Raw genomic sequence first — 13,280 nt, 5'->3', positions numbered from 1 at the left:
ATTTCTGTAAATAACTTCGAACCAATGTTAAATCATCTGTATTTATTCGCATGGCAAAATATAAAATTTTGTCAACGAATTAGTTAACCTTTACAACTTCGAGCGAAATTATTTAAGTAAAAAATCTTGATAAGAGTTATCTATTATCTCGAATAACATTGAGATTTCTCAGTCATTATCATTCCTTCGAAATGACTAGAAATAGTTGTTTTGCGCCTTGTTATTTCGAGAGATGGTTAACTGTTTTTCAATTTCAACAATTTAATATCGTGTAAATAACGCCTAATCTCATTTCTAACTTTCGGAAATAAAAGCAACAATCCAATCATATTAGGAAATACTAGTGCGAGAATCATAGCATCAGAAAACTTAATAACAGCATCTAGAGTAACAGCAGCACCTAGAATTGTAAACATTAAAAAGATGATTTTATAAGTTAAATCAGTCCATTTTCCTCGACCAAACAAGTACTTCCATGATTGTAATCCATAGTAAGACCAAGATAATATGGTTGAAAAGGCAAATAAAGTTACTGCTATTACTAAAACATAAGAAGCTCCTGGAATAGCATTGTCAAAAGCTAATGAGGTTAAATTAACACCACCCAATCTTGATCCGTCAGCCATTAATGCTTGACCATTTATTACATCTCCATAAATAAAAGCACCATCCATATTAAACATAACAATGATAATAGCTGTCATAGAACAGACGATTACTGTATCAATAAAAGGCTCTAGTAAGCCAACAAGTCCTTCGGAAGCTGGATATTTAGTGTTTACAGCCGAATGAGCAATTGCAGCCGACCCTGCCCCTGCTTCATTTGAAAATGCTGCACGACGAAACCCTTGAATCATGACACCAATAAAACCACCGGTGATGGTCGCTTTGGGAGTAAAAGCTTCGGTTATAATTAATGCTATCGCATCATCAACAAAACTAACGTTTGAAAAAATGATGAATAAGGCTGCGACAACGTATAAAATAGCCATTAACGGAACTACTTTTTCTGTAACCTTAGCAATTCTTTTGATACCTCCAATAATTACGATTCCAACGAAAATAGCAAAGACAAGTCCTATAAGACTTCCAGAAGCTGCTCCATCAATACCAAATCGCGAAATAATTTGAGCTGCAGCTTGATTGGTTTGAAAGGCATTTCCTCCTCCAAAAGAGGCACCGACACATAAAACAGCGAAAACAACAGCTAGGAACTTCCCTAATTTTTCTAAACCTCGTTCTTTAAGTCCTCTTGATAAATAGTACATCGGACCCCCGTAAACATTCCCTTCAGTATCAATATCTCTGTATTTTACACCCAGTGTACATTCCACAAATTTTGAAGACATTCCCAGTAAACCAGCAATAACCATCCAAAATGTGGCTCCTGGTCCACCAATAGAAATGGCAACCGCAACCATAGCAATATTTCCTAAACCAACAGTTCCTGATACGGCGGTTGCTAAGGCTTGAAAGTGATTTACTTCACCGTGATGACTTTCGTCTTTGATGGTATCGATAATGTCGCCATTAACCTCATGAACATGAGCAGTTGTTTTTATGTTGAGAAACTCTAAATCATCATATTTTCCTCGAACTACCTGAATAGCAGTTGGAAAATGTTTTATGTTAATAAAGCCAAAATAAAGGGTAAAGAAAAGCGCTCCAAGAAGTAAGATAATAAGTACGATTGGAATTCCATACCCAAAAATGTTGACGGTTGACAGTATAAATCCTTCCCACCAAGTGGCAAAAGGCATAAAAGCATCATTAATTTGCTCGTCTAATCCTTTGTTTTGAGCTTGGTTTATAAACGGAAATAAAAGAAGAATAATTGTTAATATGCGTTGTTTTAAGGTCATGATAATAGTTTTATGATTACCAACGCAATGTTTAAAATTGAATTTTTTATAGAAGGTTTTATCAGAAAGAATCTGAAATTGTCAGTAAAAAAACTACTGACAAAACAGTGTTAAGTCTTTGTTTTATAGGGATATATTTTCTTTAGGTACTTTCAGGCGAATTTTTCTATCTCGCTTTTCTGACATTTCGAAAAGTGTTGTTTTTAATGGATTTAAGTGGTGTTCTGTTGTCCAATTATCTTTACCAAAGACACCATCAAGTAATGATATAAGCAATCTTTTTACTTCATTATAATCTTTAATATCGAAGATTTTATTTGGTGCAGAAAAATTCTTAGGTTTAATTTCCAGCCAATCGGCATCGGATAATTTACGTTCTGCAAACTTTATGAATAGCTCGAATAAAGCTGGTGATAATTTTACTTTACGTTTTTCAGAACCAGGGAAGCCTTTAAGCAATACTAAATTCTCTATTTTTCCTGATGAAAGTTTATTCTTTTGAAAGTTAATATGCAAATCACTTGAATTCGGAATAACGTTTTCAGCCAATTCTTTTACCCAACTTAATGCCAATGCAAAGAATATCATGATTAAAGATGTTTTGAAAATAGCCGAGAATAAGGTGAGATTGATATTGTTTCCAGAAAGCTTATAGATTTGAGCAACTAATACTACCAGTATACAAGCCAAGGATAAAAAAGCCAAAGCCTTTAAACGTCTTTTTAAAAATGACTCCCATAAAACAAAACCTAAAAAAACCAGCGTAAAAAAGGCGTAATACACATCCAATTCATTAATCACGGAAATTACTGTTCCTGATATCATACGACTCAAAGTAGGTAACAATGAAAATAGAAAGGGAATACCAACAATGTAAATCCAATACTTAGACTTTATGATGTGTCCAATAGGAACAGGTAAATATCGAAACCAAGGAAGCGATAGCAAAATAAACAAGCTGTTGAGTAAAGACCATATACTTCTCCATCCGTTAATTACATATTCAGAAGTTGTATTGCTTTCGATAAAGTAAATTTCAAAGGCTCCAGAAATACTCCAGCACAAAACGGAAAGTGCTAGCCATACTTGACCAAAATCGTTTTGTTTTTTACCAATATGCCACCAAATAGCGAGTAAAGCAATAAAAGCAAATAAGCACACGGTAAGCTGCCACCAGCCATAAAAATATATGATTTCATGATTGATTTGTTGAGCGTTCAGTACTTGGAATGCCATATGAGTATTATTGTAATTAAAGAACTTGTGTATAATAAGTAATGTGCAAAAAGACACTAACTTTTCATATTAACACACAGGTGAATTTTTATATTTTCGTTTTTAAATAAAAAGCCAAATTTTTTAATTTGGCGGACTTTCTAAATATACACAAACCTTTCGGTTTAGCATTTATTAGCTATGTTTTATAAACGTTTTAGGCAACATATTAATCAAAGGTAGATTTATTAATCATTTTTTCAAATTCAGTTTCTTCGATTTTATGACCGGATAATTCCAAATGTTTGTATTCTTTGATTTGTTCAGAAATATTTCTTGGTGATGGAAATCGAATTATTCCCAAAAATTGTTTTTCTCTTTTCCAAAAGGTTTTGAAAATCCATTTTTCGGTTTGTATTGAAATAATGGTAATAAAATCGCCGGAACTAACATTTTTTATTTGGTTTAATTCATTTTCAGATTCAGCATAGTTTGATTCTGATATTTTTCCATTCTGTAGAGCAAAAAGTAATCTGTTTTTTAAACTAGATATCTTTTCTTCTATTGGTTGTGTGAAAGCAAAACTTAGTAGAATATTTCCATTTTCGATTAGATTTATTAAGTCAAGAACTAAGTTAGAATGAGATTCCATTTTTAGAACTTCTAGAAGCCAAAATATGTCAACTTTTTTCTTTTTTATGGTTTTCATTTAGAGGATGGTTTTTACGTTGCGTAACAGATTTTAAATATTCTAACTTTTTAAAAATACATTAAATTCTGAAATGGCATTTCTATTAAAGGAAATTACATTTTTGTTTATAAAAATATGTGTCCTATTATTTTGAAAATCAATGTTTTGGGATTTTGTTTTTTCATTTCAAATATACTTTTGTTCAACACATACTAAGAGCCATTAGCTCAATAGACAGATTATTTTCTGTGATCTGTATAAAAATACACAGAGACCAACTTATTATTTAAAAAAGAACGAAAATGAAAAAAACAATTTATTTATGCCTAGTATTTGTAATTACGGTATTAACGGCATGTAATCAGAACGAAACAGACGAGATCTCAGGTTACCAAGTGGATGAAAAATCTAGTGAAGTAGAAATCATAGAAGACCTGAAAGGTAATAGCAGCAATAAAAACATTGTTGTTGGAATTCCTCCAGGTTTGTACGGTCCAAGCACTGTTAATGCTTACGAAAAAGTTACTTATTCTTATTATCCGACGCAAACGGCTTTAAATTCTATTCCACCGAATAAGAGAGGGTATAGGATAACTTTTCAAGTTAAAAATCAAGATCCTTCAACTCCAGATGTAAAATGGAGACATATGGGCAGGTTTGAAGTAGGTTCATCGACTAGCAGTATGGAATTTCCTAATTATGGAAATAATAATACGGCAAAATGGAGAATTATTTATGCAATGTATCGAACAGATGCTCCACACTGGAGCTATAGTTTTAAGAAAAAAATTACTGTCAATAACAACTAGTAGATCCGAATGATATTTTTTAATAAAAGTCATTTTGGTCGCAAGTGGAAATCTGTTGTTTCTTTATGAATAAAGATTAGATTACTTACTTGTTTTAACAAAAGGTATCAAAACTATACCTAAATATAGTTTTGATACTTTTAAAATTATACTGTAACCATAAAGTTTTTCTCAAGAAAGAAGCTATATTTTTTTAGCTCTTCAGGAATGTTTGCGTTTTTTTCAACATCATGAAAATGCAATGAATCTATTAAATCTAATCCTAAATATTTATTCATCGCATGAAACCCAGACATAACACCAGAATCGACACTAGTTTGATTAAAGAATTCACCTTGCATGGTAAATGCTTCCTTAGGGGCATTCCAACTTGATGTTAATATGTATTTTTTTCCGCTTAGGAGTCCACCTGTCCCATAATTAACTTTAGGGTTTTTAGAACTTCTACCATCACTAATCCAAAGTCCATTTCCGTAGCCAGCTGTTAATACTTCATCAAAGTATTTTTTAAATTTAAAAGGTATAGAAAACCACCAAATAGGAGTGTGATAAATAATAACATCTGCCCATGTAAACTTTAAAACTTCTTTTGCTATGTCGTAACCCTCATTTATTTGAGTTGTTTTAACTGTGTAATTTTCTATGGAATAAAAAAAAGAAGCACTTAAGGTACTTAATGATTTATTAAACAGACCTTTTGCGTCTGAAAAAGAGTGCCAACCATTTATTATTAGAACATTTTTCATTTGTATTGTATTTGTTTTCTACAAATATATTTTGAGTTAAAGTATTATTGAAATAATGGAAATTATACATTTGTATTATAAAAATAATAGTAATGATAAACTTAGAATGGTATAGAACGTTTAAAGCGGTATATGAAGAAGGAAATTTAACAAGAGCATCTGAAAGATTGTTTTCATCGCAACCTGGAGTAAGCTTGCATATCAGTTCTTTAGAGTCGTATGTAGGGTATAAACTTTTTGAAAGAAAACCACGGATTATGGTACCAACAGAGCGAGCTATAATTTTATATGATTATATTTTAGATGCACTACAAAAATTGGAGAAATCGGAGAAGCATTTTAGAAAAACGGGAAAAGGAAACAGGAAAACGCTTAGTATTGGAATGTGTTCAGAGATTTTTCAGACTTTATTTGAACCCAATATGAAATATTTTGATTTTGATATTATTGCTCATTTTGGAGAATATCCTCAAATGCTTAAGGAATTAGAAGAAGGGATTTTAGATTTAGTTATTACACCAAAAAAAAATAAGAATCAAAATATTAGTTATACCCGTTTTTTCAATCAGGAAGTATGGTTAGTTTCTAGTAACAATGTAGATACAGATGAAATAGAAAAAGCAATTCTAAATAAACATTGGAATGTAGTAGAAAATGAACTTAAGAATCAAATATGGTATAGTTCCTCAAATGTTACTGGATTCATAAAACAATTTTGGCTTTTAAATTTTAACAGAAAACAATACAACAAACCAAACTATATTGTTCCAAATATGAATTCTATCATTCGATGCTTGCAAACTAGTAACGGCATTGCATTAATTCCTAGTTTTTTATGTGAACAAGAAATAAAAAACAAGAATCTTAAGCTTATTTGGAAATGTAATAAAGAACTTAGAGACATTGTTTATTTTGCAAAAATGAACAAACAAAAAGCAAAGAATGAAATTGAGACAATAGAAACAATCATTTCGAAAGAAGCATCAAAATATATGCTATAAATATGTTCAATTTTAGGTGTTATTTCTCTGTTAAAGGTTTTATCATCTCCTTCAAAAACTTCTTTGTTTCCTCTTGATGGTAAGTCCAAGAAAGATAGGAAACAGGAACGATTTGTATTCCAACACGGTGTAAAATACGATAGCGTTCAATATCAAAAGCTGCAGTAAAACTTCCAGGATAACCAATTAAATCAATTCCAAGGCATATATTGTTGTTTTCTAACAGTAAATCTATACTTAATCCTGCAATGGTATATTCAACATGGATGGTTGCTTTAAACTGCTCTAAAAATGCTTTTATTTCTTGGCTAAAAGTATCTTCAAAAAGCTCATTTTGATATTCGGATGTATTTTTAGTTTCAAAAGAACTCAAGTATTTTTTTAATAAAGACATTTCAGGAAGATATTGCGAGTTCATAGAGTAGAATATGTGTCGTTGGTTTCTAACTCTTGTAATAGCTACATTAAAAAACAACCAATATTTTTAAAACAATATATTACAGTAATTCAAAAAAAATATAGAAAAATGCAACCAAATTTTCTAAACCATGTCTAATTAATCATTAGAACCAATTAATGAACCCCAAAAAACTAACAGATAAAGATTTAATAGTTAAAGCACTTAATGGCGATTCAAAGGCCTTTAAGATAATAATCTCTAGCTCACAAAGATTGGTGTGGCAAATCGTTTATAAAATGATACCAAATCAAGAAGATAGAGAAGATCTTACCCAAGAAGTGTATTTAAAGGTTTATAACAAGTTGGCTACTTTTAGGCATAACTCCAAACTTTCCACATGGATTGGTGCAATAGCTTATAATAGTTGCTTAAATTATTTGGATAAGAAAAAGATTAAAGTTTATGACGGTTTGAAGCATGAAAAAGATAAAACGTATACCAACAGTATTGAAGAAAAACTGGGAAGTGATGGAAATAGAACAGAGCACTATATAGAGAAAAAAGAAAGATCTATTATTCTACAAGAGGAAATTAAAAAGCTTCCCCCACTTTATAGTACCATTATTGGTTTGTACTATCAACAAGAATCGACAATTAAAGAAATAGCGGAAATAACCAAACTACCAGAAGGAACGGTAAAAAGCTATTTATATAGGGCACGAAAAATATTAAAAAACAATCTATTGCGTAATTATAAAAAAGAAGATTTATGAATAGAGAACACTTAAATGATAATGATATTCAACAATTAGTTTTTGAATCCAATGTAGCTGATCCAAAAATTTTAGATCATTTACAAGGTTGTGATCTCTGCCGAAAAGCGGTAGATGATTATGGTATTCTTTTGGATGAATTAAAGTCTCTTCCAGAACCAATAATGGATTTTGATGTTTCAGAGCAGATATTAGAACAACTTTATCCAAAACCAGAAAGAGATATGGCTCTAAACTACATTATTTATATAGTTTCAATACTATGTTTGGGAATAGGGGCTGTCATATTCATTTTATTCTTAACTCAGATTAGCAATCTATTCAAAGTAATTTCAGATTTTAAGAATTACCTTATAATTAGTACGGCAATATTGGTAATGATAGGACTATGTCAAGATATGTTAAGAACATATAATAAAAAACTAAAAAAACTCAATTTTCAATAAAAACTTGCAACCAAAAAATAACTATTCTGTCTAATAGTAATGTATAAATAAAGAGATTATCATGAATACCTTGAACATAAATAATATTCCATATATAGACCCAGATGTATATAAAATAGCAATCATCATTTTTTTAATTATCATATTTATGATGTTTATATTATCTATACTTCGAAAAATACTAGATCATAAATTAAAAAGTAAAATAATCGATAAAGGGATTCCTCAAGAGACCATCTCAGAGATACTTCAAACAAGTAATAAAACCGAAGGACATAACAATATTAAGTGGTTTCTTATACTTATGGGAATTGGTATTGGATTGTTTGTTGTTAAACAATTCCCTTTAGGTTTACATTCTATAGGAATCATGGCTGTTTTTATTGCCTTAAGCTTTTTAGCCTTTGCTCAATACCTTAAACGATTTAATAATTAATCTCAGGAGTTAATACTCCAAATCAACCTAAACATATTTATGAATTTGAAGCTCTTAATTGAGGGCTAGGGATCCTATTATCAAAATTTTAATATAAAATTAAATAACAATGACTTTAAAATCAATCATCATTTGCATACTAATTGTAGCAATGCCAGTAGTATGCCATTGTCAAAATTTCGAAGAAAATAGAACTTTAAAAGCGAAAATAAACGACTATTTAAAAGAAGGAGTAACTAACGGGTTTCATGGCGCCATTCTAGTGGCTAAAAAAGGGAAAATAATTATAAATGAAGGCTATGGTTTGGCGAATAAAGAGAAAAACAGGAAGAATACCTCTTCTACAGTATTCGACATAGGTTCTAATACCAAACAGTTTACAGCGGCTGCAATACTAAAACTGGAAGGTTTTAAGAAACTGAAACTAAGTGATCCTTTATGTAAGTATTTCAAAGATTTGCCTAATGATAAGAAACAAATTACCATTCATCAACTATTAACACATTCATCGGGATTAGTTGAGTTAGTTGGGCATGATTTTGACAAGATAACTCGCGAAGCATTTTTTACTAAGGTATTTAACTCTGAGTTGCTTCATGCACCTGGTACTAAATATTCGTACTCAAATATTGGGTATAGTATTCTGGCTCGAATTATTGAATTGGTTTCAAATATGAATTATGAGTCTTTTTTAAACCAACATCTGTTTAAGCCTTCAGGGATGACTCAAACAGGTTACCTTCTTCCCTACTGGAGCCCTGTTACACTAGCCGTTGGATATGCTAAGAATATAATACCTCGTGGTCCTATGGTTAATATGTATAAAAAAGAGGGAAAAGTATCATGGCATTTAAAGGGCAATGGTGGCATAAACTCTACTCAGGAAGATATGTATAAATGGTATTTAGCACTTAAGAATAACACGGTATTAACGGCAGCTCAATTTGAAAAACTAATTACTCCATACGGTGGACCAGAAAGTAATAGATATAAAGTTGGATATGGCTGGGGAATCATAAATACCAACAGAAAAACGAAGCGAATTTCTCATAATGGAGGAAATGGTGGTTTTTGTCACACAATTTTGTGGAACATAGATGAAGATGTACTGGTACTTTATTCGAGTAACGCTAGTAGTCTTTTTATTGAAGGTGTAGCTTATACTGTAGAAAAAATGGTTTTTAACAGCTCATTTAAGCCGGAACCAATTAAGAAAAACCCATATTTTATGGTGGTTGAATTTGTAAAAAACAACTCAGTATCAGAATCTAAAAATTTGGTTTCATTAATTAAAAATAAACATAAAACAAGTTTTGAAAAACCAGAAATATTAAACAGATTGGGATATATAGTTCTGAAGAAATTTAAAAATAAAGAATGGGCTTTAGAACTTTTCAAAGCAAATGCAAACCTTTTTCCTGAAGAAGCTAATGTATGGGATTCATTGGGAGAAGCCTATTTAGAGTTGGGTAACAAATTAAAAGCAACACAAAATTATAAAAAAGCCGCAAATTTAGGAAGTGAGAACTCTAAAGAGGTATTGAAAGAGTTATTAAAAAATTAGAAAGTAAATTGTAAATCCTGATTTTGCTATTGATTTTTAGATGATATCTGATAAAATCAGGATTCCTAAATTGCCTATATGCAACTAAATTTATCAATACAGCGAACTTGCATAAATTTTTCTGAATCTAAAAATTTGAGAATACTATCAACTTTTTGTTTTTGGTTATTCATAACAGAACATAACGAATTCGTTTAAAAAAGAATCAATTAGAAAGTTAATTAGGAATCTGTCTTTTGCTGGAATGAAACTTTACTAAATTTGACTCTTTTTACAGGGGACTATGCAAAGCAATCATTTAAAAAATGTAATCGGTTTATTATTAGCAACTTTTTTTATAAGTACTTCGGGTGTTTTAGGAAGATATATAGCGATGCCGTCGGAGGTTATCATTTGGTTTCGTTCCACTTTTGCTGCTGTTTTTTTGTTCATTTTTTGTAAGTACAGAAAAATGGATTTTAAACTAAAATCCCCAAAACACAATAAGCCATTCTTTATTGCAGGAGTCTTTATGGCGGCCCATTGGGTTACCTATTTTTACGCATTAAAACTATCGAATGTTGCCATGGGAATGTTATCTTTATATACCTTTCCTGTAATCATTGCTTTCTTAGAACCAGTTTTTCTAAAAACCAAGTTTAGCCCAGTGTATATTTTATTAGGAATTTTGGTGTTAATAGGATTGTATGTATTATCTCCAGAGTTTAACCTTGAAAGCACCAATCTTCAAGGGATTTTATTCGGAGTTTTATCAGCACTTTGTTATTCGGTTCGAATTTTAATTATGAAGCAATATGTACTTCAGTACAACGGAGTAATGCTTATGTTTTACCAAACAATTGTAATTTCAATATGCCTCTTGCCTACCCTATTCTTTATGGATATTTCAGGTTTTCAAAGTCAACTACCTTATCTACTATTATTAGCACTGTTAACAACAGCCATCGGACACAGTTTAATGGTACATTCACTTCAATTCTTTACGGCGTCTACGGCAAGTATTATTAGCAGTGTTCAACCAATATTCGGAATTATTTTGGCTTTTTTCTTTTTAAAAGAAATCCCTACGGTAAATACGTTTATTGGTGGTAGTTTAATTTTGGCAACGGTTGTTATCGAAAGCATTCGAAGTAAAAAATAAATCATGTTTTCTATGTAAGAGATGAATTATGCGTTCGTCTAAGGTTTGAAATAAACTAAAACCTTTCAAATTATGCTTACAATGAAAAAAGCATGTATTGGGATTGCAATTGCCTTGCTGTTCCCAGTGTTTTTACATGCACAATCACCAATCACAGGCTTCTATCCAGAAAAGAATCAATTAACAGTTGCTGTAAGTTATTTCTCTAAAAGTTACGATAAGTTTTATTTAGGAGAGGAACTGTCAGACGGAAATCCTGCAAACTTAGGAGATATATCTTCTTCAATTGTGGGAGTTTACGCTGATTATGGTATCAATAATTGGTTATCAGCAGTAGTAACATTTCCTTATGTTTCTGTAAAAAGCGACGCAGGGAATCCTGATCCAGTTCATGGAGAAAGTGAACAAAGCGGAATTCAAGATTTATCGCTTTTTCTGAAAGCAAGAATGTTTGAAGAAAACTTTAATGACGGTTCTAAATTTACGTTAGGAGGATCTGCTGGTATTGCTTTTCCTTTAGGAGATTATGAAGGCAATGGTATTTTATCTATTGGTAATAAGGCAACTGCCATAGACGGATTAGTAGTTTTACAGTATACTACCAATTTTAACTTATTTGCTGAAGCCCAAACGGGTTACAGTATTCGAAGTAATTCTGATTTTGATGTTCCAGATGCTTTGTTATATAGCTTAAAGTTAGGGTATTTCACAAATCAGTTTTATGTGCACGCTAAACTAGGAATCCAAGATTCTACTTCAGGGTATGATATCGGTTCTTCGGAATTCGGAGCTAATGGAGGACCAGTTGCTTTGTCACAAACAGAGGTAGATTATACCAATTTGTCATTTGACGTGTACGTACCTGTTTACAAACAAACTTTTGGTGTTACCGCTGGGTATGGTTTGAATCTAGACGGAAGAAACTTCGGAAATGAAAGAGGTTTCTCTGTGGGACTTGTCTACAAGAATTAAACAATTCTATGGGGGAATTAAAGAAAGCTAATTGAGAATAGATAATTCTTAATTATTCTTTCGATTAAACTTAAGGGGGGTGAAATATATTCACCCTTTTCTTATTTCATTAACTGACTCTCATGTTTTCATAGTTTCTCTTTACAAACCCTAAAGCAGCCGCTAAAATCTCACCCATATTTTTACTTCTTTTAAATGCGACATCTTTGGTGAAATCAAATACTTGGTGTTTTAATAAATCGATATTTTTAGCTGTGGAAATGGAATCGTTTTTCATGCAGGCAACCAGTTTACTAATTCTGTTCACTGAACTTAAAATTCGCTTGGCAACAATGGAACGTTCTTCAATTTTATACTGATTAATAGAAGCTTCTTGTAATTTCTGCCCTACCAAGGAAACCATAGGCATATTTTCTTTAAAAAACTGAGGATTGTATACTTTAAACTTCCCTTCGAAACATTGTTGGTCAAAATCAATGGCTCTTATTTTATATACCACATGATCAAAATCGTGTGTAGGAACAATCACATAGTTATAAGAACGCATGTCTCCTAATAATCGAATCATACAGCGTTCGTTAAACTTCACAAACTCCTTAGCAATTTGAGCTTTTTCAGACTCGGTACATTTTGGTAAAAAATCCTTGATAAAATCATCACCAGGAATGCCTGCAATATGCTCTTCAATCAGGGTGTCTTTATATACTAAAAAATTCAGATTGTAAGGTGATAAAATGTGTTCTAATTCCAGTCCGTAAATACGAGAAGCATCAGTTTTCTTTACATAGAAATACGTGTAGTTATCATTCAAAATATTTCGAACCTTTACACGAAACGGCTTCGAGTTTCCAAAGGTGCAATAATCAATGGCATCAATATTCAAAAAAGGGATGGTGTCCTCGTTACCATTGGAATGTAAAATAGTATAAACTTTTTTCAGACTTAAGTCAATTTCGGCTCGCTCAAATTCTGAATAATAGGTTCTCACCCATAAAGTATCCTCATCATTTTTATCATAAACTACAATAGAACCTTGAAAACGCAATAAGTCATCATAAAAAATTGGAATTTTTATGTTTCTACTGTTTTCAACAAGATAATCGTTTAATTGATCAGTAACCGGAAATGCAGGTTTTTTCTGCGACATTAATTTCTCTTCTGAAGCCATACAATTAGGGTTTTCTCAAAAATAACTTTTTCTAGGAAAAAAATAGAGAAAGGAAT

Annotated in this window: 14 protein-coding genes; 8 read left to right on the top strand and 6 right to left on the bottom strand. The window is 31.4% G+C overall.

The genetic code is table 11. The annotated features are described in order from the left end of the window. Positions 1–236: 236 nt before the first annotated feature. The 3 genes from ACKTTV_RS05220 to ACKTTV_RS05210 form a co-directional block, all read right to left on the bottom strand. Positions 237–1,862: an alanine/glycine:cation symporter family protein gene (locus ACKTTV_RS05220; protein ID WP_408029757.1), complete on the bottom strand. Its 1,626-nt coding sequence runs from the start codon at positions 1,860–1,862 to the stop codon at positions 237–239. Positions 1,863–1,985: 123 nt separating this feature from the next. Next, complete coding sequence (locus tag ACKTTV_RS05215; protein ID WP_408029756.1) at positions 1,986–3,098, bottom strand: hypothetical protein; 1,113 nt, start codon at positions 3,096–3,098, stop codon at positions 1,986–1,988. Between the two features lie 208 nt (positions 3,099–3,306). Next, a complete protein-coding gene (locus ACKTTV_RS05210) occupies positions 3,307–3,786 on the bottom strand; it encodes a hypothetical protein (RefSeq protein ID WP_408029755.1) in 480 nt (159 codons plus the stop codon). A gap of 284 nt (positions 3,787–4,070) precedes the next feature. Here ACKTTV_RS05210 and ACKTTV_RS05205 point away from each other — a divergent pair, with 284 nt between their 5' ends. After that, positions 4,071–4,577: a hypothetical protein gene (locus ACKTTV_RS05205; protein WP_408029754.1), complete on the top strand. Its 507-nt coding sequence runs from the start codon at positions 4,071–4,073 to the stop codon at positions 4,575–4,577. Positions 4,578–4,723: 146 nt separating this feature from the next. Here the strand turns inward: ACKTTV_RS05205 and ACKTTV_RS05200 are convergent, their stop codons facing one another. Then, positions 4,724–5,323: an NAD(P)H-dependent oxidoreductase gene (locus ACKTTV_RS05200; RefSeq protein ID WP_408029753.1), complete on the bottom strand. Its 600-nt coding sequence runs from the start codon at positions 5,321–5,323 to the stop codon at positions 4,724–4,726. Between the two features lie 92 nt (positions 5,324–5,415). On the opposite strand from ACKTTV_RS05200, the gene ACKTTV_RS05195 reads away from it, so the two are divergent. Next, entirely contained in the window at positions 5,416–6,324 is a 909-nt protein-coding gene (locus ACKTTV_RS05195; protein WP_408029752.1) for a LysR family transcriptional regulator, read from the top strand. Positions 6,325–6,343: 19 nt separating this feature from the next. On the opposite strand, the gene ACKTTV_RS05190 is transcribed toward ACKTTV_RS05195, so the two are convergent. Then, positions 6,344–6,742: a hypothetical protein gene (locus tag ACKTTV_RS05190; protein ID WP_408029751.1), complete on the bottom strand. Its 399-nt coding sequence runs from the start codon at positions 6,740–6,742 to the stop codon at positions 6,344–6,346. 158 nt (positions 6,743–6,900) lie between these two features. On the opposite strand from ACKTTV_RS05190, the gene ACKTTV_RS05185 reads away from it, so the two are divergent. The 6 genes from ACKTTV_RS05185 (at position 6,901) to ACKTTV_RS05160 (ending at position 12,056) form a co-directional block, all read left to right on the top strand. Continuing rightward, positions 6,901–7,497, top strand: a complete 597-nt coding sequence (locus ACKTTV_RS05185; RefSeq protein WP_408029750.1) for an RNA polymerase sigma factor — start codon at positions 6,901–6,903, stop codon at positions 7,495–7,497. After that, on the top strand, positions 7,494–7,943 hold the full coding sequence (locus ACKTTV_RS05180; protein ID WP_408029749.1) for a hypothetical protein: 450 nt from the start codon (positions 7,494–7,496) through the stop codon (positions 7,941–7,943). The genes ACKTTV_RS05185 and ACKTTV_RS05180 overlap by 4 nt, the downstream gene beginning before the upstream one ends. Before the next feature lie 61 nt (positions 7,944–8,004). Beyond that, a complete protein-coding gene (locus ACKTTV_RS05175; RefSeq protein ID WP_408029748.1) occupies positions 8,005–8,379 on the top strand; it encodes a hypothetical protein in 375 nt (124 codons plus the stop codon). 109 nt (positions 8,380–8,488) lie between these two features. Continuing rightward, positions 8,489–9,943: a serine hydrolase gene (locus tag ACKTTV_RS05170; protein ID WP_408029747.1), complete on the top strand. Its 1,455-nt coding sequence runs from the start codon at positions 8,489–8,491 to the stop codon at positions 9,941–9,943. Positions 9,944–10,226: 283 nt separating this feature from the next. After that, a complete protein-coding gene (locus ACKTTV_RS05165; RefSeq protein ID WP_408029746.1) occupies positions 10,227–11,084 on the top strand; it encodes a DMT family transporter in 858 nt (285 codons plus the stop codon). An 81-nt stretch (positions 11,085–11,165) separates the two neighbouring features. After that, on the top strand, positions 11,166–12,056 hold the full coding sequence (locus tag ACKTTV_RS05160) for a transporter (protein ID WP_408029745.1): 891 nt from the start codon (positions 11,166–11,168) through the stop codon (positions 12,054–12,056). 109 nt (positions 12,057–12,165) lie between these two features. On the opposite strand, the gene ACKTTV_RS05155 is transcribed toward ACKTTV_RS05160, so the two are convergent. Then, on the bottom strand, positions 12,166–13,224 hold the full coding sequence (locus ACKTTV_RS05155) for a hypothetical protein (RefSeq protein ID WP_408029744.1): 1,059 nt from the start codon (positions 13,222–13,224) through the stop codon (positions 12,166–12,168). Positions 13,225–13,280 lie beyond the last annotated feature (56 nt).

Origin of the sequence: Tenacibaculum xiamenense, from assembly GCF_964513065.1 — a bacterium.
Lineage (GTDB): Bacteria > Bacteroidota > Bacteroidia > Flavobacteriales > Flavobacteriaceae > Polaribacter > Polaribacter xiamenense.
This window is presented reverse-complemented; position numbering and strand designations above follow the sequence as displayed.